We start from the raw sequence: 20,767 nt of genomic DNA, 5'->3' as shown, positions 1-20,767 counted from the left end.
TCACTCGCCAGAAGGCGGGGGACCTGTCGTCGAGGTGGCAGGAGTGGCGAAGCCGTGCTTGTTGAAGAGCTTGCGGGCCGTGGGCGAGGTCAGCCAGGTGACGAAGGGCAGCGCGCGTTCCTCGTTGTCGGTCTCCTTCACGGCCATCGCGGGATAGGACGCGGTGACGTTCTCGTCCGCGGGGATGGGGACGCTGCTCGCGGCGGCCCCGGCGGAACGCAGATCGGTGATGTAGACCAGCCCGGCGTCCGCCTCGCCGCCCCGCACCCGGTCGAGCACGGACCGCGAGTTGATCTCCTCGGACGTCCAGCGCACGGTGAGCCCCGCCCGCGTGAAGATCTCCCGGGCGTACCGGCCCACCGGGACCGTCCCGGCGCCCACCGCGACGCGCAGGCCACGGCGGCTCAGGTCGCGCAGGCCGCGGATGCGGTGGGGATTGCCCGGCGCGACCGCGATGGTCAGCGAGCCAAATGCCACGATCCGGCGGCGACCCGTCAGATAGCGGCTCACCGCCTTCATGCTCGGTTCGTCGGCCGTCATCAGCACGTCGCCGGGGTCACGGTCCGCCACCCGTTCGGCCATCTCCTGCGAGCCGCCGAACACGAACCGCACCTTCACGTCGCGGTGCTCCTGCTGGTACGCGGCACCGAGCTCACCTGCGATGTCGGTCAGCGACGACGCCGCCAGCACGGTCAGCGTCGCAGGCCCGTCGGACCCGCCACAGCCGGCGGCACCGGAGACGAGAGTCGCGATCAGGGCGGCGAAGACGGTGACATGCCGCCCGCGGGGGGAGTCGGGCATATACCTTCATCCTAGAGTTGGTCGTGCTTCCCTCCGGTGATTCGCCACTGGCGTGTCAGACCTCCGCAATAGGCTCTCCGGTAGCTGAGAACAAACTTCCCCGGAGAGGCCCGAATGTCCCTCGACCTGATGGAACTGCTGTCCGACGACTGGCGGGAGCGGCTCGATCCGCTGCTCGACCCGATCGCGACGGCGGCGCTGAGCGCGTTCGTCGCGCAGGAGTACGCGACGCAGACGGTCTACCCGCCCCAGGAGGACCTGTTCGCCGCGTTCCGCCACTGCTCGTACGACAAGGCGCGGGTCCTCATCCTCGGCCAGGACCCCTATCACGGTCCGGGCCAGGCCCACGGCATGAGCTTCAGCGTGCGCGACGGTGTGCGGTTGCCGCCGTCGCTGCGCAACATCTACAAGGAGCTGGCGTCCGACCTGGAGGTCCCGGTCGCCAAGACCGGTGACCTGACTCCCTGGGCCGACCAGGGTGTGCTGCTGCTCAACGCCGTGCTGACCGTCCGCGGCGGCGAGGCGGGCGCGCACGCGGGCAAGGGCTGGGAGGAGTTCACCGACGCCGCCATCCGGGCGCTCAACGACAAGCCCGAACGCGTCGTCTTCGTGTTGTGGGGTGCCTACGCCCGCAAGAAGGCACGGCTCATCACGGGCGTGCACCACACCGTGATCGAGTCGGCCCACCCGAGCCCGCTGAGCGCCAAGAAGTTCTTCGGCACCCGGCCGTTCAGCGCGGTCAACAAGGCGCTCGTCGACGCCGGCTCACCCGAGATCGTCTGGGATCTCAACGGGCGGGGCTGAGTCAGAGCGCGAAGCCTACGGCGTCAGAGCGCGAGGCCAACGGCGAGCAACACGCCGTAGGCCATCTGCAGGCGGCCGGTCTCGCCCAGCACCGGGATCAGGGCGGGACCGTTCGCGCCGTGCAGCACCTTCTGGGTGGGCGGGATCGACAGCGGTGCCGCGAGCAGCGCCAGCAACACCCAGGGGTGCGGCGCGGCCAGCGCCAGCACGAACATGAACGGCAGCGCCGTGCACGCCGCGTACAGCACACGGGTCCACCGGTCGCCGAGCACGACCGCCAGGGTGCGCTTGCCGGAGACCTCGTCGGTGGGGATGTCGCGCAGGTTGTTGGCGACCAGCAACGCGCACGCGAGCAGCCCGACCGGCACGGCCACCGCCCACGCCTCCCACGGGATGCCCTCGACCTGCACGTACACCGTGCCGACCACGGCGACCAGACCGAAGAAGACGAACACCGAGATCTCACCGAGCGCCCGGTAGCCGTACGGGTTCTTGCCGCCGGTATAGAACCACGCCGCGAGGATGGCGAACGCGCCCACCAGGAGCAGCCACCACGTGGTCACGGCCGCCAGCACCAGCCCGGCGACCGCCGCCGCCGCGAAGCACCCCAGCGCCGCCGCCAGCACCTGCCTTGGCTTGGCGACCTTGGAGCCGACGAGCCGGAGCGGGCCGACCCGTTCCTCGTCGGTGCCGCGCACGCCGTCGCTGTAGTCGTTGGAGTAGTTGACGCCGATCTGCAGGATCAGCGCGACCAGCGCGGCCAGCACGGCACGCCACCACACCGCGTGCTCCTCACCGATCGCGACGCCGGTGCCGACGACGACGGGCACGAGGGAGGCGGGCAGGGTACGGGGCCGGGAGCCGGCGACCCATTGCGAGAGCGTGGCCACAGTCACCGTTCGTTTTCGTGGGACGACAGGGATTCCAGCTCCGATTGTCGCCGATGTTGATCACTGCTCGGGCGCAACCGCAACGAAAGGCCCAAACCCAGCGCCAGGATCAACGCCGTGGTCAGCGCCCCGCGCCGGGCCGCTGTGGCGAGGCTCTCATCCGCGGCGACCGCGAGCGCCGGGGTGCCGTCCAGATCGCGGGCGTACGTGCCGGCGCTCTCGCGCAACTGCTCGGCGATCGCGGCCCGCCGTTCCGCCGGCACGCCCGACTCCTCCAGCCGGCCCGCCATCGCGTGGCCGAGGCTGGTGGCGAACACGGTGCCGATCACCGCGATGCCCAGCGCGGCGCCGACCTGCCGGGCCGTGGACTGCGTGCCCGACGCCTGGCCCGCCTGGGCAGGCGGCACGTCGGCGAGCGACACGTTGGTGAGCTGCGCCGAGGTCAGCCCGAGGCCCAGCCCGTACAGCAACATCCACGGCGCCAACCCCAGTCCGCCGGTGGACGCGGTGATCGTCAGGGCGAGCGCGACGACCGCCGCGACCTCCAGCACCATGCCGATCTGCACGACCCGGTGCGGCCCGCGCTTGTTGGCCAGCCGCCCCGCGTACCCGCCGGACAGGAACGCGCCGATCGCCAGCGGCAGGATCGCCAGGCTGATCTGCAGCGGCGAGGTGCCGTGCACGCCGAGCAGGAAGAGCGGCAGCACGAAGACCAGCCCGAGCTCGCCCACGTTGATCAGCGCGGCGGCCAGGTTGCCGCGCCGGAAGTTGGGTATCCGGAACAGGCTCAGATCCAGCATCACCGAGCGGCCCGCCGCCGCGCGCGCCCGCTCGACGACGACCAAGGCGGCCAGCAGCGTCACGCCCAGCGCCAGGACGACCGGCACCGGCGACAATCCCGATGGCCAGCCGAACGGGCCCATCTCGAACTGCCGGGTCGCCGTCCACCAGCCGTACGCCGGCCCTTCGATGAGGCCGCAGACCACAGCGCCGAGCCCCAGCACCGACAAGGCGCCGCCGGGCCAGTCGATCCCCCTCGGCCCGTTCCCCGGCTGCCGTGTCTCCGGCATGAGCGCCAGCGCTCCGACGATCAGCAGGACCCCCAGCGGCAGGTTGATGCCGAACGCCCAGCGCCAGCCGCCGCCGGTGGCCAGCGCACCGCCGGCCAGCGGACCCAGCGCGGCCATGCCGCTGATCAGCGAGCCCCACAGGCCAAAGGCCACGGCCCGCTCCTTGCCGGTGAACACCGCGTTCACCGTGGCCAACGTCGCAGGCATGATCATCGAAGCGCCGACGCCCTGCAGGGCCCGCGAACCGATCAGCTGCGGCCCGCTCTGCGCCACCGCCGCGAGCACGCTGGCCAGCATGAACACCGCGACCCCGGCCACGAACATCCGGCGCCGCCCGAACAGGTCACCCGCCCGCCCGAACGGGATCAGCAGAGCCGCGAAGACCAGCGCGTAGACCGAGTTGATCCACTCGGCGTCGGACGTGGTCAGTCCCAGCCCGTCCACCATCTGCGGCAGCACCACGCCGACGATGGTCGCGTCGACGACGATCAGCGAGACGCCCAGGCTGATGACGACCATCATCAACCATCGCCGCCGGCCAGACGGCGTTCCCGCCGCAGGGGCGAGCGGCGGCGTCATAGAGGTCGTCAATAGAAGTCCCGATGCTGATCATTCGATCCTGAAGCACTCGGCTTCAAACATAATCCCGCCCTCCCGATGCCCCTCACCAACCCCTGCCTTTTGGCTTCACGCTGAGGTTCCTGGTCGCGCATTTGCGGTACGGCTGGTGTCGTCGGCGGGGTTCACTCTGGGGCGATGTCGGTGTGCAGGCGGATCTGGCGGACGGGCTCGCCCATGTCGAGGGTGCGGGCGGTGCCGTCGGGGGCCCAGCCGGAGGAGCCGAGGAACGTCCGCAGCACCTTGTCGTCCTCGAAGACCCAGCTGATCAGCGTGCTGACGCCGTCCTCGCGGAGCAGGTCGACCGTGGCGGCCAGCAGGCGGCTGCCGTGACCCGCCCGCCCGTGGAGGGGGTCGACCAGCAGCGTGAGGAGCTCGGCGGTGTGGGCCGGATCATGGTCGGGATCCTCGGCCGGGCCGTGCGCGGCGAAGCCGACCACCAGGTCGGACGCCACCGCGACGAGCAAGCGGTGGCGGGGGCTCGGCGGGGCGCTCGCGGCCTCCGCCCAGCGTTCCCGCCACACCTTCATGGCGTCCGCGCTGGTGACCTCGGCGAGCGCGGCAGCCGGGAGGATGTCCCGGTAGGCCTGGCGCCACGCGCGCACCTGGATGTCGGCGACGGCGGCGGCGTCCGCCCGCCTGGCGGGCCGTACGCCCACATCGGCCATGAAGGTCCACGTCCTCTCGTTCCGAACGAGCCCAGCCTAGGGGCTGTGTTCAGGACTTGAGATTCGTGAGCGGGCTCGGTAGGCGCGGGTCTTGGTGCGGTTGCCGCAGACTCGCATCGAGCACCAGTTGCGGGAGCGGTTCTTGGAGGTGTCGAGGAAGGCCCAGCGGCAGGTGCGTTCAAGGCAGACCTTGAGGCGGGTCCAGGTGCCGTCGGCCGAGGACTCCATGATGGCCGCGGCCAGGCGGGCGAGTGCGGCCGGGGCGCCGGTGCCGAGCGGGACCAGTGCGGGGTGTGATCCGGTGAGGGTGACGCGGAGCGGGAGGTTGGCCAGCGCCGCCTCCAGCTCGGGCGGGAGGGCCTCGGTGGACGGCGCGTGGTGGGCGTGCATGGCCTCGCGGAGGCCCGCGCGGAGGTCGATCGCCATCGCCAGGGCGCGTTCGTCCGCGGCCGGTGAGCCGGGGGGCAGGAGGCCGTGACCCGTCAGCCACTCGGTCAGCTTGGCGGGCGTGGCCAGCTGGTCGGCGTCACACTCGACGTCGAGGCTGTTGACGAAGTCCCGCAACAGCAGGGCGGCGCCCGAACGAGTCTCGGTCATCACCTCTCCTGCCTCCTGTCGTGAGTCTACCAACACGACACCGGTATTCGGAGATGACCGGTTGCGCTGATGGGAACACCGTCATAACGTCATGGGTGGTGTCTGACGGCCACGAGTTCTGCCTGGTGACGGAGAGATGACCATGGTGATGCGCGTTTGGAAGGGCTGGACCCGGCGATCCGACGCCGACGAGTACGAGGGTTACATGCGGCGCACCGGGCTCGTGGGTTACCAGGAGACCGAGGGCAACCGCGGCGTGCACTTCACCCGGCGGGACGTCGGGGACAACACCGAGTTCTGCTTCGTCACGTTCTGGGAGTCGTGGGACGCCGTGCGCGCCTTTGCCGGAGACGACCCCGAGCGCGCCGTCTTCTACCCCGACGATGACCGCTACCTGGTCGACCGCGACTGGGTCGTCACCCACTACGACGTGGTGGAGACCGCCTGAGCGAGCCTGCGGACTCCTTCGGCGAGCTCGGCCTCGGACGTCGCGGAGCCGAAGCTGATCCGCAGGTGCGGGCCCGGCGGCTCGGCGGGGAAGAACGGGCGGCCCGCGCTGACCAGCACCCCTGCCCGCAGTGCCGATTCGGCGAGCGCGACGTCGTCGATGCCGTCCGGCAGCCGGGCCCACATGTGCGGCCCGCCGGCCGGGCGGTCGACGCGCAGCTGCGGGAGCTCCCGGGCGAGGGCGGTCAGGACCGCGTCCCGCCGGGATCTCAGGGCGGTGCGCACCGTGCGCAGGTGACGCGACCAGCCGGGCGAGCTCACCAGGTCCAACAGGGCCTCCTGCAAGGGGCGGGCAGGGAAGAAACCCTCGACCATCTGGATGGCCCGGATGCGTTCCGCCACCGGGCCACGGGCGATCACGGCGGCGATCCGCAGGCTGGCGGAGGTCGCCTTGGTCACGGGCGCGACGTGGACGACCCTGCCCTCGGTGTCGTGGTTGATCATCGGCGCCGGGGCGGGCTCGATCGCCAGGAGGCGCGCGAAGTCGTCCTCGATCACGAAGGCGCCCGCCGCGCGGGCGACCGCCAGGACCTGCGCGCGGCGCTCGACCGTGAGGCGCGCGCCGGTCGGGTTGTTGAACGTGGGCTGGCAGTAGAAGACCCGCGCCCCCGTCATGGCGAACGCCTCGGCGAGCAAGTTGGGCCGCACGCCGTCGGAGTCGATGGGGACCGGCACCGGCTGCAGGCCGTTCGCGCGGGCGATCGCGAGGACGCCCAGATAGGTCGGGGACTCGACCAGCAGCGGGGCGCCCGGGGGGAGCAGCGCCCGCAACGTGGAGGTGAGCGCCTGCTGCCCTCCTGCGGTGATGAGCACGTCCGCAGCGGTGAGGTCGCCCCCGACCGAACGGGCGAACCACGAGCGCAGTCCGGCGATCCCGTTCAGCGGCGGTGCCTCCCACGCGTCCGGCCGTCGCACCGCCCGCGCCCCGGCGGCGGCCAGGGCCCGAAGCGGCTGTAGCGACGGATGCAGGTAGCCGCCGCTCAGCGGGATCGTCCCCTCGGGCGGCGGCATGAGGAGCCAGGACACTCCGCTCGCATCGACCGAACGATCGCCGAGGGCCACCGACTGCCAGCTCAGGTCGGCCGGCCCGGGGGTGGGCGCGGGCCGGTCGGCGGCGAACGTACCGCTTCCGGGGCGGGTCACCACCAGGCCCTCGGCGGCCAGCAGGCCCAGGGCCCGCGAGACGGTGACCGGGCTGACCTTGTGCCGTTCGACGAGCGTCCGGCTGGACGGCAGGCGTTCACCGGCGCGCATCCGGCCCACGTCGGTACGCAGCCGATCGGCGAGGGTGACCACACTGCTATCCTGGTTCATGAAAGTAAACGATAGCGCTACTGCTCCCTCATCGATAGCGGTCGGCGGTCTGGGGCTGGCCGCCCTCGGTGTCCTGGCCTTCTCCTTCACGCTCCCCAGCACGGTCTTCGCGCTCGACGGGCTCGATCCGTCCGTCATCGGTCTCGGTCGCGCGGCGGTCGCCGCCGCCCTTGCCGCTATCGCTCTCCTCGCCGTCCGGGCGCGCCTTCCACGCGGCCGTCAGTGGGCGGGGCTGGCGGCGGTCGCGGGCGGGGTCGTCTTCGGCTTCCCGGTGCTGACCACGCTGGCGCTGGACCGCGGCGCCTCGTCCGCGCACTCCGCCGTGATCGTCGGCCTGCTGCCCGCCATGACCGCCGTCATGGCGGTGCTGCGGGCGGGGGAACGGCCGTCCCGGGCGTTCTGGCTGGCGAGCGGTGCCGGGGCCGCGTGGATCACGGGCTTCGCGTTCGTCCGCGGGGCGGGCCACTTCACGACGGCGGACCTGCTGCTGTTCGCCGCGCTCGTCGCCTGTGCCGTGGGATACGCGGAAGGCGGCCGGCTGGCCCGCGAGATGCCCGGCTGGCGGGTCATCTCGTGGGCCCTGGTCCTCGTCGCACCCATCACGGTCCCGTTGACGTTCTGGTTGCTGGCCACGACCGGGCCGCAGTGGACGGGGCGCGCCGTCGCCGGTTTCGCGTACGTGTCGCTGGGCTCGATGTACCTCGGTTTCTTCGCCTGGTACGCGGGCATGGCCAAGGTCGGCATCGCTCAGGCGAGCCAGGTGCAGCTGACGCAGCCGATCCTGACGCTCCTGTGGTCCGGGCTCTTCCTGGACGAGCTCATCGACACCACCACCGGCCTGGCGGCGCTGGGCGTGCTGGTCTGCGTCGCCCTCACCCAGCGCACCCGGGTCCGCAGGGCACCCGACAGCCTTGCGGGATGTGACACCATCCCGCACGATGAGAGAGTAAGCGTCACAAGGCTGTGACGCCCGTCAGACCTCAGGAGCCGTGCATGGCCGACAACCTGACCATTCCGGAGGGTGGATTCTGGCCCGCCCCCGAGGTCCCACAGCCGAACATCTATCCGATGGAGTGGCGGGTCGAGACCGAGAAGCTCGCCGCCATCTACGAGAAGTCCAAGCGCATGGTCTGGAATCCCGCCGACCTGCCGTGGGACGGCCTGCGCGCCGAGGACTTCACGCCGGAACAGCGGCTGGGGATCATGTACTGGTTCGCGGTGCTGGCCAACTTCGACGCCTCCGGACCCGCCGTGTTCGCCCGGGCGACCATCCACGCGTTCGAGCAGCACGAGGAGGACCCGGTCCGCAAGTGCTTCTTCTCGATCACCCGGGACGAGATGAACCACGAGGAGTGCTGCCAGCGGGCGATCGCCGCGCTGTGGCCGGGCGGCCCGCTCAACTGGACGCCCGAGACCGACCTGGAGAAGGCCGCGCACAACAACATCGGCTGGCTCTACCACAACGGCGGCCGCTACTGGCAGGGCTACACCAGCGCCGTCGGGAAGTACTCGCTCGCCGTGCTGTTCACCAGCTTCATGATGGGCGAGATGGCCGCATCCACGCTGTTCCGCGGCATGGCGTCGGGCACCACGCACCCGGTGTTCGGCGAGATGTTCCAGCGCATCGGCCGCGACGAGTCCCGCCACCTGCAGATCTGCATGACGATCCTGGAGAACGAGTGGCCCGGCCTCACCGATGACGTCAAGGGCCAGATCACCAAGCAGCTGCGCGCCGGATTCGTCTTCCTGTCGATGATCCTCTGGGAGCCGCCGGAGGGATTCTGGGATCTGCCCCCGTACTTCCTCGACAACCACCGCGTGCTGATGAGCCACGCGCGCGAGGCCGGTCTCGGCGTGCTCTCGTTCGAGGAGCAGGCGGAGAACTGGAAACTCGCCATCGCCCGCGTGCGGGCCATCGTGGAGCGCTGGGGCATCGAGTTCCCGGCGATCCCCGAGCTCGACATCGAGGGAGTGAAGGTCGAGGTCATCGACCCTGAGGACATCATCCCGGTCTTCTGACCCCGGTGGTCCCTGCTTCTGTGGTTCGTGATTGTGGTGGTCCCTGGTCTCGATGAGCTCGAGACCAGGGACTCCCGGGTCGTCGGGCGCGCCGGTCGTCAGGCGCGCCGGTCGTCAGGCGCGGCCGCGGCTGACCGAGACGTTCCGGGCGCGGAAGAACGTGTCGCCGGAGGGGCCCGGCTGCGTGGGCCAGTCGGGGCTGGTCCAGGGCTTGTCCTCGGTGAACGACGACCACGACCCCATCTGCAGATTGATGATCAAGTTCATCGGCACGCCCACCCAGTTGCGGCCGACGTGGTGGGCGGGGCTGCCGTAGAAGACGTCGTCGAGGTAGTAGTTCAGGGCCACGTCGGTGGCGCTGGTCTTCACGATGTTCACCCGGTAGGAGTGCCAGGCGCCGGGATCCCTGGGGGCCCCGGGGTCCCCGGAGCCCTCGCCCGGAACGGTGAGATCGACCGGCGTCCGCTCCACCGTCTCCTTGGTCTGCGGATTGCGGTCGTGGTCGCTGAAGGTGTTGAAGAGATTGATGCTGTCGCCGACGTACTCCAGGATGTCGCTCTCGGGCGGCCAGACGGAGTCCGCGCCGGCGATCCAGAAGGCCGGCCAGATCCCGCGTCCCGTCTGGGTCCGGAACTCGCCGCGGATCTCGTACTCGGGGAAGCGATCGTCGATGACGATCAGTTCCTTGGCGTGCACGGCCCCCGAGCGGTACCAGATCGGCGCCTTCGGGTCGCTGGCGGCCTGCCCGTCCGCCCGGGCGAGGCGCGTCGCCTTCAGGGTCAGGACGCCGCCGGAGAGCGAGACCTGGCTGTGGTCCGTCGCGCTGCCGTACATCTTGGCTGCGCCGTTGTGGGTGTTGCCCCAGGGATACAGGTAGTTCCAGGCTCTGTGGAACGAGGCGTAGTCGGCGAACGAGCTCGTCGGGACGAGCGTCTCCCAGACGGGCTCGCGGCGGGAGGCGGCGCCGGCGGGCCGCACCGGGCCGAGCACGGGAGGCAGCGCGGGGGCCAGGGCTGTCGCACCGAGCAGGCCGAACGCCTGGCGGCGAGTGATGTTGATCATGGTCCGCAGTGAACCCCGGCCCCTCCCGCCCGGCCCCCGCATTAGTGATCTTGGCCGGATGCGGTCACCGCGGGGTGGCGGGCCGGCTGCTCCTTGCCCGGGCGGCATCGGAGCGTTCGTCGCCCACCCGCGTGAACTGGGACCGGTACTGGAGCGTCTGTCCGTGTGATGAGCATGATCAGCGCTGGACTCAAGAAGCTCGCCTGGCCGGTCGCGTACGTGCTGGGGCTGGTGGCACTGGTGTTCGCCGGGGCCTGGGTGTGGTGGCAGCCGGAGCCGGACGCGCGCGGCACCGAGGTGAACGCGCTGTGGGCGCGGCACCAGTGGGTGGGGGAGGAGCACACCGAGGACGAGTACCGGGCACTCGCCGCGCTCCTCCGCGACAACCGGATCACCGACGTCTACTTCCACGCCGGGCCGTTCGAGCCCGACGGGAGCGTGCCGCCCGCCAAGTACCGCAACGCGGGGAAGCTGATCGCGGCCATGCGGAAGCACGCGCCGGCCGTACGCCCGCACGCCTACCTGGGGCAGATCCGGAAAGTGGACGGGTACGGGCTGGTGGATCTGGACGATCCAGCCGTACGGGAACGCGTCCTGAAGACCGACACCGTCTTCCTCGACCTCGGCTTCGCCGGCATCCACTACGACTTCGAGCCGATCTATCCCGACGATCAGGCGTTCGTGACCCTGCTCGACCAGACCCGCGCGCTCACCCGGGCCCGCGGGCGGCTGCTCTCGGTCGCGATCGAGCAGCTCACCACCGTCGACGCGCTCCAGCCCGTGTACGAGGCGTTCCTCCCGCGCGGCTGGGGCCGGACCCACTATCCACCGCGGCCCACCCGCGACTTCCTCACGAAGATCGCGGACCGGGTGGACCAGGTCGCGATCATGACCTACGACGTGGGGCTGCCGACCCGTTCGCTGGTCGGGCTGCACTTCGCCTGGCACACCGAGCAGACGCTGCGGCTCATCGGCGACCGCACCACCGTCTTCATCGGCGTCCCCACATACCGGCCGTCGATGGAGTGGGCAGAGGATCTGCCCGGGGCGTTGCGCGGGGTCCGGCGTGGGCTGGACGCGCTGGACAGGCCGCCCGCGCGCCCCTACGGCGTGGGCGTGTACGCCGACTGGACGACCAGCCCGGCGGAGTGGGCTCGTTACCGGGCAACATGGCTGCCGCGCGGGCCAGCAAATGTTGGCGGTTAGGCAAGCCTGCTTGTCACGTTCCTTTTCCCGGGTTCCGGCAGGTCAGAAGAGTTGTTGCACAGGCCATGACCGGGGGTAAGGCTCGGTGGGGTATCAGCACCTCCTGGCGGACGAAAGGGAAGTGGGGATCGAGGCCGATGAGCATTGAGCAGACCGCGTGGCACGATGCCGACCGGCTCCTGGAGCTGTCGGCCGAGTTCGCCGGCTGGCGGCTCGGCCGAGGAGGTTCCGGACACTGGTGGGCCGTGAGAGGCAACGAACTCGTCCGGACCCCCAACGTCGAGGAGCTGCGCGCTCGTCTGCACGAGATCACCTCCGTGAGGCAAAGCGTCTGATCGACCCGCACGGCGGCCCGGAGCCCCGCCGCGCGACCCGGCCCCGAGGGAGGCCTGCGCACGTTATCCAACCGAGTCCGGAAACTGGCTGGACTGACCCCGTAACGCGGCATTTGCGTGCCACGATGTGGATGTAGAAGCCGTCGCCACGCGTACCCCCGAGCGTGTGGCGGCGGCTTCTTCCCTCTTTCCGGAACCTTCACCCCCGCTCCGGCGACAATCCCTGGCTTGAGGCCGCTCCCGTTCCGCCACCCGTTCCCGCCGCCGGCCCGCGTCCGGAACGCCCCTGTACGACCCCCGCTCAGGGCGCCGGCGGCCCGGCCTCCAGGGCGAAGACACACTGGAAGGGGCCCTGCGGGTCCACGCCGACCGGCTGGAACAGTACCCTTCGGTGCATGGCACCCAGCACAACGAGCGACGCTGCGTCTCAGGCCGATCGGACACCGCCGTTCGGGCGGATGTTGACCGCCATGGTCACCCCGTTCACCTCCGAAGGCGCCGTCGACTACGACGGAGCCGCGCGCCTGGCGACCTATCTGGTCGACGAGCAGCGCCACGACGGCCTCGTCATCAGCGGGACGACGGGAGAGTCGCCGACGACGAGCGACGCGGAGAAAGAGCAGCTCCTCCGTACGGTGGTGGACGCGGTCGGTGATCGCGCCTGCGTCGTCGCCGGTGCCGGCACCAACGACACCGAGCACACGCTGCGGCTCGCCAGGGCGGCCGAGGCCGCCGGGGCCGACGCCCTCCTGGTCGTCACCCCCTACTACAACAAGCCCCCGCAGGAGGGGCTGCTGCGGCACTTCACCGCGGTGGCCGACGCGACCGGCCTGCCCAACATGCTGTACGACATCCCGGGCCGCACCGGGGTGCCGATCCACACCGAGACCCTGATCAGGCTCGCCGAGCACCCGCGGATCGTGGCGGTCAAGGACGCCAAGGGCGACCTTTTCGCCGGCTCCCAGGTGCTCGCGGCGACCGACCTTTTCTTCTACTCGGGCGACGACGCGCTCAACCTGGCCTGGCTGTCGATGGGCGCCGCCGGGTTCGTCAGCGTGGTCGGCCATGTCGTGGGCGCCGATCTCCATGAGATGATCGACGCGTACCGCGCCGGTGACACGGGACGGGCGCTGGCGATCCACCGCCGGTTGCTGCCCGTCGTCACCGCCATCATGACCCGTACGCAGGGCGCCATCGCCGTGAAGGCAGCGCTGAACCTGCAGGGCCTCCCGGGCGGCACCTTGCGGCCGCCGTTGTGCGAGGCCTCGCCTGAGTTCGCGGCGCGACTGCGTGAAGACCTACTGCACGGGGGAGTCAAAATTCCGGAGGTTAATAGGTGAGCCATCCTCACCCTGAGTTGTCCACCCCGCCCACCCTGCCGGAGAACGGCCTGCGCATCGTCGCGCTGGGCGGGCTCGGGGAGATCGGCCGCAACATGACGGTCTTCGAGTACGGCGGACGCCTGCTCATCGTCGACTGCGGCGTGCTGTTCCCCGAGACCGAGCAACCGGGTATCGACCTGATACTGCCCGATTTCGAGTACATCCGTGACCGCCTCGACGACATCGAGGCGGTCATCCTGACCCACGGCCACGAGGACCACATCGGGGCCGTCCCGTACCTGCTGCGGGAACGACGCGACATCCCGCTGGTCGGCTCGCGGCTGACGCTGGCGCTGCTGGAGGCCAAGCTCACCGAACACCGGATCAAACCGGTCACCATCGAGGTGGCCGAGGGCGGCCGGCAGGCCTTCGGGCCGTTCGACTGCGAGTTCCTGGCCGTCAACCACTCCATCCCGGACGCGCTCGCGGTGGCGATCCGCACGCCGGCGGGGCTGGTGCTGGCGACCGGCGACTTCAAGATGGACCAGCTGCCGCTCGACGGCCGGCTCACCGACCTGCCCGGGTTCGCCCGGCTCGGGGCCGAGGGCATCGACCTGCTGATGTCCGACTCGACCAACGCCGAGGTGCCCGGCTTCGTCACCAGCGAGCGCAACATCGGCCCGGTGATCGACGACGTCTTCCACGCCGCCGAGGAACGGATCATCGTCGCCTGCTTCGCCTCGCACATCCACCGCGTGCAGCAGGTGCTGGACGCCGCGGTCGCCAACGACCGCAAGGTGTGCTTCGTCGGCCGGTCGATGGTGCGCAACATGGGGGTCGCCCGCGAGCTGGGCTACCTCAACGTGCCCGACGAGATCATGGTCGACCCCAAGGAGCTGGACGACATCCCGGCCGACCGGCTCGTCCTGGTCTGCACCGGCTCGCAGGGCGAGCCGATGTCGGCGCTGTCGCGGATGGCCAACCGCGACCACTCGATCCGCATCACCGAGCGCGACACCGTCATGCTCGCGTCGTCGCTGATCCCGGGCAACGAGAACGCGGTCAACCGCGTGATCAACGGACTCACCCGGTGGGGCGCCCGCATCGTGCACAAGGGCAACGCGCTCGTGCACGTCTCCGGGCACGCCTCGGCGGGCGAGCTGCTGTACGTGCTGAACGTGACCAAGCCGGGCAACTTCATGCCCATCCACGGCGAATGGCGCCACCTGCGGGCACACGCCAAGCTGGCCGCGCTCACCGGCGTTCCCGACGACAACATCGTCATCGCCGAGGACGGCGTCGTCGTCGACCTCGTGGCCGGCCAGGCCAAGATCGTCGGTGCGGTGCCGGCCGGTTACGTGTACGTGGACGGGCTGTCGGTCGGCGAGGTCACCGAGACCTCGCTCAAGGACCGCCGGATCCTCGGCGAGGAGGGCTTCATCTCCATCGTCATCGGCATCGACTCCACGTCCGGCAAGCTCGTCGCCGGCCCGGAGATCCACGCCCGCGGCGCCGGCATCGTCAACCAGGACTTCGACGAGGTCATCGCCCGGATCGAGGGTGCGCTCCAGGACGCCGCCGCCGACGGCGTCAACGACACGCACCAGCTCAACCAGCTGATCCGGCGCACCATGGGCAAGTGGGTGAGCGACAACTACCGCCGCCGCCCGATGATCATCCCGGTGGTCGTCGAAGTCTGACCGCCGAACCCCCGGCCTTGTCCGCACCTGTGATGGGGCCGGGGAGGGGATGGCAACACGCCGCACCAGGTCTGCGGAACCCGTGGGGCGTTTGGTTAGTCTCATCAGCATGGCCACACGTGCGTCCGGAGGTGCGAAGAAATCCTCGCGTACCCGGGCGAGTGCGGCCCGCGGCAAGTCTTCCGGTTCAGCCCCCCGCAAACGTCCGAGCGGTGGGGCCAAGGGCGGCGGCGCGTCCCGCGGGCGTCCTCCCCAGAAGAACAACGACCCGTTCCTCCAGCTGATCCGCGGCCTGTTCCAGCTGGTCGTCAAGCTCTACAGCCTGGCGGCGGTCGCCGTCGGCTCGGTCTTCCGGGCGTACGGGCAGGGCGCGCGCGACCTCGACGAGGAACACCGCCGTGACGGGCTCGGCCTGGCGTTGCTCGGCTCCTCGATCGTGCTGGCCTCGGTCACCTGGTGGCGGCCGGACGGCGTGGTGACGATCGCGCTGGAAAAGGTCGTCCGCGGCGGGATCGGCATCTTCGCCATGGCGCTGCCCGTTCTGCTCGCCGTGCTGGCATGGCGCACGTTGCGCCACCCCGAGCACAACGAGGAGACCGGCCGCATCATCATCGGCATGACGGCGCTCGGCGTCGGCGTGCTGGGTGTCCTGCACATCGGTGCGGGCCTGCCGTCGCCCGCCAAGGACATGCCCGGCGTGCGCCATGCGGGCGGCGTGGTCGGCTGGATCGCGTCGGCGCCGCTGGAGGCGGCCCTGAGCGGCTGGGTGGCGGTGCCGCTGCTGCTTCTGCTGTCGGCATTCGGGTTGCTCGTCGTCACCGCGACCCCCATCAACCGGGTGCCTGAGCGCGTGGCCGAGCTGTGGTCCGTCGCCACGCTCCAGGGACGGCCCGTACGGCAGGACGACGACAAGCGCGAGACCCAGGCCAAGCCGAAGCGGCGGCGCAAGAACAAGGCGGACGGTGACGACCCCGGCCTGGAGGTCGGTGAGCACTCCAAGCCGTACGACACTCCCGTCCTCGACGACAAGCCGAAGAAGCAGCGCGACCTCGCCGACGACCTCTTCGAGCCCGAGCCGTTCGAGCCAGAGGTGCCGCTGCCCGCCGCGCCCATGGACGAGCCCATGGACGAGCCGGTGGACTCTGTGCCGCCGGACGTGCCCGATCCGACCCCGTCGCCGATCCGGTCCGAGCAGCTGCCGCTGTCGTCGTCCGGCGAGATCTACGAGCTGCCCGACCCGTCGAAGCTGCGGCCCGGCAGCATCGCCAAGCCGCGGACCAAGGCCAACGACACCGTGGTCAACGCGCTCACCGGCGTACTGGAGCAGTTCGACATCGACGCGCAGGTCACCGGGTTCACCCGCGGGCCGACGATCACGCGGTACGAGATCGAGCTGGGCCCGGCGGTCAAGGTCGAGAAGGTCACCGCGCTGACCAGGAACATCGCGTACGCGGTGAAAAGCGCCGAAGTGCGAATCATCTCCCCGATCCCGGGCAAGTCGGCGATCGGCGTGGAGATCCCCAACGTCGACAAGGACATCGTCAGCCTCGGCGACGTGCTGCGTTCGCCCGCCGCCACCAACGAGCACCACCCGATGATCGTCGGCCTGGGCAAGGACGTCGAGGGCCGCACGGTGGTGGCCAACCTGGCCAAGATGCCGCACATCCTCATCGCGGGCGCGACCGGCGCGGGCAAGTCGACCTGCATCAACGGCCTCATCACGTCGATCCTGATGCGGGCGACGCCGGACGAGGTACGCATGATCCTGGTCGACCCCAAGCGGGTCGAGCTGACCATGTACCAGGGCATCCCGCATCTGATCACGCCCATCATCACCAACCCCAAGAAGGCCGCCGAGGCCCTCGAGTGGGTCGTCGGCGAGATGGACCGGCGCTACGACGACCTGGCCGCCTCCGGGTTCCGGCACATCGACGACTTCAACAAGGCGGTGACCGCGGGCAAGCTCGTCCCGCCGCCCGGCAGCGAGCGCGTCTACACGACCTACCCGTACATGCTGGTCATCGTCGACGAGCTCGCGGACCTGATGATGGTCGCGCCGCGCGACGTCGAGGACTCGGTCGTGCGCATCACCCAGCTCGCCCGCGCGGCCGGCATCCACCTGGTGCTGGCCACGCAGCGGCCGTCGGTCGACGTCGTGACCGGGCTCATCAAGGCGAACGTGCCGTCCCGGCTGGCGTTCGCCACCTCCTCGCTGGCCGACAGCCGCGTCATCCTCGACCAGCCCGGCGCCGAGAAGCTCGTCGGCCAGGGTGACGCGCTGTTCCTGCCGATGGGTGCCAGCAAGCCCATGCGCATCCAGAACGCCTACGTCGCCGAAAAAGAGATCCACAGCATCGTCGAGCACTGCAAGGGCCAGATGGAGGCGGTCTACCGCGAGGACGTCGCCGCGCAGGCCGGGCCGAAGAAGGAAATCGACGAGGACATCGGCGACGACATGGACCTGCTGGTGCAGGCGATCGAGCTGGTCGTCAGCACGCAGTTCGGCTCCACGTCGATGTTGCAGCGCAAGCTCCGCGTCGGTTTCGCCAAGGCCGGGCGGCTGATGGACCTCATGGAGAGCCGCGGCATCGTGGGACCGAGCGAGGGTTCCAAGGCGCGCGACGTGCTCACCAAGCCCGACGACCTCCCTGGCGTCCTCGCCGAACTACGCGGTGGTGCGTAGACGCGGTGTGCAGACGCGCTGTGTGAACCGCGCTGTGTGAACCGCGCTATGTGAACCGCGCTATGTGAACGCGCTGCGTGATGGCGGCGTGTGCGGAAGACTGACGATCTCACGGCGGACGAGAGCGATCTTGGGAACCGGCGTCCGCGAATGATGCGAAATCTTGCCCTGTTTCGAACGTGTTGGCTGTCGCCCAATGGGCATGGCCGTTCCTAGGATGGTGATTGCTGGAGTGTGGGTTCGGCCATGGGGCGGTCTAAGGGAGGCTCGGCGTGAGCATCGGTGAGACCTTGACTCAAGAGCGTCAGCAGGCTGGTCTCACGGTGACACAGGTGAGTCTGCAGACGCGGATCCGGGAGACCGTGATCCGCGCCATCGAGCGCGACGACTTCACGGCGTGCGGTGGCAACTTCTACGCACGCGGTCACATCCGCAGCATCTCCCGCGTCATCGGCATCGATCCGGAACCGCTCGTTCGCGAGTACGACGAGATGCACGGCGGCGCACCGCAGCCGGTCTCCGCGGTGACCGCGTTCGAGCCGGAGACGCCGGTCGTCTTCCGTGAACGCCGCGCGCCCAATTGGAGCGCCGCCATGGCGCTGGCGCTGGTGCTCGTCGTCATCTACGGCATCGTCCAGGTCGTCGGCAACGAGACCGGCGCCGAGAAGCGCCAGGCACGACAGGTGGCCGGCGGTCCCGGAGTGCCCGCCGCGACGCCCACGCCGTCCGCCACGCCGACCCGCAAGGACCCGGTCGCGATGGCGCCGCGCAAGAAGGTGGAGCTACAGGTCAAGGCGCGGCGGACCACCTGGATCAACGTGCGCGGAGACAAGGGCAAGACGCTGTTCAGCGGCATGCTCCGCGCCGGTGAGGTCCGCGACTGGTCGGCCAAGAAGAAGATCAGCATCCTGATCGGCAACGGCGACGGCGTCCGGCTGACCGTCAACGGCAAGGACCTCGGCGCCCCCGACCAGGACGGCGGCGGCGTCGTCCGGTTGAGCTTCACACCCGACGACCCCGACGGCGCCTGATCAACTTCCCGGCTTACTGTGAAAAGCTGGGGACTGCCCGCTTTCCTGGCCGCCACCGTTCCGGCGGCGACGGGCATTCGACCTTCCAATTGGGCGGGCACTGGTCGGTGTAGGCGCCCGCGCCCATTACCGTTAGGGGCATGTCCACACGCCGCACGGTCTCACTCGTCACGCTCGGATGCGCCCGCAACGAGGTCGACTCCGAGGAGCTCGCCGCCCGGATGGAGGACGCGGGCTGGGACCTGACCGAGTCGGCCGACGGCGCCGACGTGGTGGTCGTCAACACCTGCGGCTTCATCGACGCGGCGAAGAAGGACTCGATCGACACGCTGCTGGCCGCGCACGACTCCGGCGCGAAGGTGATCGCGGCGGGCTGCATGGCCGAGCGGTACGGGGCGGAGCTGGCCGAGGCGCTGCCCGAGGCCGACGCGGTGATCAGCTTCGACGACTACGCCACGATCGGGGAACGGCTGGACGACGTCGTCGAGGGCCGCCTCCGCACGGCGCACACTCCCCGGGACCGGCGCACCCTGCTGCCGATCAGCCCGGTGGAGCGCACCGCCGCGGCCCCCCAGATCTCCATTCCCGGCCATGGTGATCTTCCCGAGGGCGTCGCGCCGGCGACCGGTCCGCGGATCCTCCGCCGCCGTCTGGGTGGCGGCCCGGTGGCCCCGCTGAAGCTGGCGTCCGGCTGTGACCGGCGCTGCACGTTCTGCGCCATTCCCGCGTTCCGCGGCGCCTACGTCAGCCGCCCGCCCGCGGAGGTGCTGGAGGAGGCGCGCTGGCTGGCGGGCCACGATGTCCGCGAGCTGGTCCTGGTCAGCGAGAACTCGACCTCCTACGGCAAGGATCTCGGTGACCTGCGGGCCCTGGAGAAGCTGCTGCCCCAGCTGGCGGCGGTCAACGGCATCGAGCGCGTCCGCGTCAGCTACCTGCAGCCCGCCGAGACCCGGCCCGGCCTGATCGAGGTCATCGCCTCCACGCCCGGCGTCGCCCCCTACTTCGACCTGTCGTTCCAGCACGCCAGCGGCCCGGTGCTGCGCTCCATGCGGCGTTTCGGCGACCGCGAGCGCTTCCTGGAGCTGCTCGGCGCGGTCCGCGCCCACGCGCCCGAGGCGGGCGTGCGGTCCAACTTCATCGTGGGCTTCCCCGGCGAGTCGGAGAACGACCTGGACGAGCTGATCGAGTTCCTGAGCGCGGCGCGCCTCGACGCGATCGGTGTCTTCGGCTACTCCGACGAGGACGGCACCGAGGCGGCCACCCTCGACGGCAAGCTCGACCAGGACGAGGTCTCCCGCCGGGTGGAGGAGGTCTCCGCCCTCGCGGAGGAGCTCACCGCCCAGCGCGCCGAAGACCGCGTCGGCTCGCAGATCCGTGTCCTCCTGGAGGACAAGACCGAGGACGGCGCGTTCGAGGGACGCGCCGAGCACCAGGCGCCGGAGGTCGACGGCACCGTCCTCGTCCGCGGTGAGGGGCTGGCCCTCGGCGACATCGTCACCGCCATCGTCGTGGACAGCGACGGTGTGGATCTCGTGGCGGACGTGCCATGATCGCCGGTCCGTCGGATCGGGACGACCCGATCTCGACACCGCCGCAGGCGAGCGTCTACAACATCGCCAACTACCTCACGCTGCTGCGCATCCTGCTGGTGCCGGTCTTCGTCTGGCTGCTCTTCCAGGAGGGCACCGCGTGGCGCCTCGCCGCGTTCGCCGTCTTCGCGGTCGCCTCCATCACAGACAAGATCGACGGCGACCTGGCCCGCGCCCGCGGCCTGGTCACCGACTTCGGCAAGATCGCCGACCCGATCGCCGACAAGGCCCTGACCGGCGCCGCGCTGGTCAGCCTGTCGGTGCTGGGCGAGCTCTGGTGGTGGGTGACCATCGCGATCCTCGTCCGCGAGATCGGCATCACGCTGATGCGCTTCCTGATGATCCGGACCAGTGTGATCCCCGCCAGCAAGGGCGGCAAGCTCAAGACGATGCTGCAGGTGATCGCGATCGGCCTCTGCATCCTGCCGGGCCCGCTCGACCCCCTGCGATGGGCCTTCATGGCCGCCGCGCTGGTCGTCACCGTCGTGACCGGCCTCGACTACCTCGTCCAGGCCTGGCGTCTGCGGCACACCTCGCCCTCGGACTCCTGA

The 20,767-nt window shown here is 70.3% G+C and carries 19 protein-coding genes; 12 read left to right on the top strand and 7 right to left on the bottom strand.

Annotation, left to right across the window (positions count from 1 at the left end; genetic code table 11):
- Nucleotides 1–801: a molybdate ABC transporter substrate-binding protein gene (gene modA, locus F8566_RS27560; RefSeq protein ID WP_151564695.1), complete on the bottom strand. Its 801-nt coding sequence runs from the start codon at nucleotides 799–801 to the stop codon at nucleotides 1–3.
- 114 nt (nucleotides 802–915) lie between these two features.
- Between modA and F8566_RS27555 the strand changes: the two genes are divergently transcribed.
- Complete coding sequence (locus F8566_RS27555; RefSeq protein ID WP_151564693.1) at nucleotides 916–1,605, top strand: uracil-DNA glycosylase; 690 nt, start codon at nucleotides 916–918, stop codon at nucleotides 1,603–1,605.
- A 23-nt stretch (nucleotides 1,606–1,628) separates the two neighbouring features.
- Here the strand turns inward: F8566_RS27555 and F8566_RS27550 are convergent, their stop codons facing one another.
- The 4 genes from F8566_RS27550 to F8566_RS27535 form a co-directional block, all read right to left on the bottom strand.
- The gene (locus F8566_RS27550) at nucleotides 1,629–2,495 is read right to left on the bottom strand and encodes a 1,4-dihydroxy-2-naphthoate polyprenyltransferase (RefSeq protein WP_151564771.1); all 867 of its coding nucleotides are present in this window, start codon (nucleotides 2,493–2,495) and stop codon (nucleotides 1,629–1,631) included.
- 2 nt (nucleotides 2,496–2,497) lie between these two features.
- Complete coding sequence (locus F8566_RS27545) at nucleotides 2,498–4,087, bottom strand: MFS transporter (RefSeq protein WP_225993577.1); 1,590 nt, start codon at nucleotides 4,085–4,087, stop codon at nucleotides 2,498–2,500.
- A 221-nt stretch (nucleotides 4,088–4,308) separates the two neighbouring features.
- Nucleotides 4,309–4,851: a GNAT family N-acetyltransferase gene (locus F8566_RS27540; RefSeq protein ID WP_151564692.1), complete on the bottom strand. Its 543-nt coding sequence runs from the start codon at nucleotides 4,849–4,851 to the stop codon at nucleotides 4,309–4,311.
- Between the two features lie 36 nt (nucleotides 4,852–4,887).
- Nucleotides 4,888–5,448: a CGNR zinc finger domain-containing protein gene (locus F8566_RS27535; RefSeq protein ID WP_151564690.1), complete on the bottom strand. Its 561-nt coding sequence runs from the start codon at nucleotides 5,446–5,448 to the stop codon at nucleotides 4,888–4,890.
- A gap of 142 nt (nucleotides 5,449–5,590) precedes the next feature.
- On the opposite strand from F8566_RS27535, the gene F8566_RS27530 reads away from it, so the two are divergent.
- Nucleotides 5,591–5,896, top strand: a complete 306-nt coding sequence (locus tag F8566_RS27530; protein WP_192809883.1) for a hypothetical protein — start codon at nucleotides 5,591–5,593, stop codon at nucleotides 5,894–5,896.
- Here F8566_RS27530 and F8566_RS27525 read toward each other — a convergent pair.
- The gene (locus F8566_RS27525; RefSeq protein ID WP_151564688.1) at nucleotides 5,872–7,269 is read right to left on the bottom strand and encodes an aminotransferase-like domain-containing protein; all 1,398 of its coding nucleotides are present in this window, start codon (nucleotides 7,267–7,269) and stop codon (nucleotides 5,872–5,874) included. The genes F8566_RS27530 and F8566_RS27525 overlap by 25 nt on opposite strands.
- Here F8566_RS27525 and F8566_RS27520 point away from each other — a divergent pair.
- Both F8566_RS27520 and F8566_RS27515 read left to right on the top strand, forming a co-directional pair.
- Nucleotides 7,268–8,236: a DMT family transporter gene (locus F8566_RS27520; RefSeq protein WP_151564686.1), complete on the top strand. Its 969-nt coding sequence runs from the start codon at nucleotides 7,268–7,270 to the stop codon at nucleotides 8,234–8,236. The two genes, F8566_RS27525 and F8566_RS27520, sit on opposite strands and share 2 nt — an antisense overlap.
- Before the next feature lie 26 nt (nucleotides 8,237–8,262).
- Nucleotides 8,263–9,288 carry a hypothetical protein gene (locus F8566_RS27515; protein WP_151564684.1) on the top strand — a complete coding sequence of 342 codons (1,026 nt, stop codon included), beginning with the start codon at nucleotides 8,263–8,265 and terminating at the stop codon, nucleotides 9,286–9,288.
- Between the two features lie 114 nt (nucleotides 9,289–9,402).
- Here the strand turns inward: F8566_RS27515 and F8566_RS27510 are convergent, their stop codons facing one another.
- Nucleotides 9,403–10,350, bottom strand: a complete 948-nt coding sequence (locus tag F8566_RS27510; RefSeq protein ID WP_151564682.1) for a glycoside hydrolase family 16 protein — start codon at nucleotides 10,348–10,350, stop codon at nucleotides 9,403–9,405.
- 174 nt (nucleotides 10,351–10,524) lie between these two features.
- On the opposite strand from F8566_RS27510, the gene F8566_RS27505 reads away from it, so the two are divergent.
- From F8566_RS27505 to pgsA, 8 genes are all read left to right on the top strand, one after another.
- Nucleotides 10,525–11,556, top strand: a complete 1,032-nt coding sequence (locus tag F8566_RS27505) for a glycoside hydrolase family 18 protein (RefSeq protein ID WP_225993576.1) — start codon at nucleotides 10,525–10,527, stop codon at nucleotides 11,554–11,556.
- Between the two features lie 137 nt (nucleotides 11,557–11,693).
- Nucleotides 11,694–11,891 (top strand): hypothetical protein, encoded by a 198-nt coding sequence (locus tag F8566_RS27500; protein WP_151564681.1) that lies wholly within the window; start codon nucleotides 11,694–11,696, stop codon nucleotides 11,889–11,891.
- 395 nt (nucleotides 11,892–12,286) lie between these two features.
- Nucleotides 12,287–13,231: a 4-hydroxy-tetrahydrodipicolinate synthase gene (gene dapA / locus F8566_RS27495; RefSeq protein ID WP_151564680.1), complete on the top strand. Its 945-nt coding sequence runs from the start codon at nucleotides 12,287–12,289 to the stop codon at nucleotides 13,229–13,231.
- Nucleotides 13,228–14,913 (top strand): ribonuclease J, encoded by a 1,686-nt coding sequence (locus F8566_RS27490; RefSeq protein WP_151564678.1) that lies wholly within the window; start codon nucleotides 13,228–13,230, stop codon nucleotides 14,911–14,913. The genes dapA and F8566_RS27490 overlap by 4 nt, the downstream gene beginning before the upstream one ends.
- A gap of 109 nt (nucleotides 14,914–15,022) precedes the next feature.
- A complete protein-coding gene (locus F8566_RS27485; protein ID WP_192809882.1) occupies nucleotides 15,023–17,596 on the top strand; it encodes an FtsK/SpoIIIE family DNA translocase in 2,574 nt (857 codons plus the stop codon).
- Between the two features lie 272 nt (nucleotides 17,597–17,868).
- Nucleotides 17,869–18,627, top strand: coding sequence for a helix-turn-helix domain-containing protein (locus tag F8566_RS27480; protein ID WP_151564676.1), 759 nt, complete (start codon nucleotides 17,869–17,871; stop codon nucleotides 18,625–18,627).
- A 140-nt stretch (nucleotides 18,628–18,767) separates the two neighbouring features.
- Nucleotides 18,768–20,177, top strand: a complete 1,410-nt coding sequence (rimO, locus tag F8566_RS27475; RefSeq protein ID WP_151564674.1) for a 30S ribosomal protein S12 methylthiotransferase RimO — start codon at nucleotides 18,768–18,770, stop codon at nucleotides 20,175–20,177.
- Nucleotides 20,174–20,767, top strand: a complete 594-nt coding sequence (pgsA, locus tag F8566_RS27470) for a CDP-diacylglycerol--glycerol-3-phosphate 3-phosphatidyltransferase (RefSeq protein WP_151564673.1) — start codon at nucleotides 20,174–20,176, stop codon at nucleotides 20,765–20,767. Before rimO ends, pgsA begins: the two co-directional genes overlap by 4 nt.

Origin of the sequence: Actinomadura rudentiformis (assembly GCF_008923185.1) — a bacterium.
Classification (GTDB): domain Bacteria; phylum Actinomycetota; class Actinomycetes; order Streptosporangiales; family Streptosporangiaceae; genus Spirillospora; species Spirillospora rudentiformis.
Note: the sequence above shows the minus strand (reverse complement) of the source record. Positions and strands in the feature narration are given on the sequence as shown.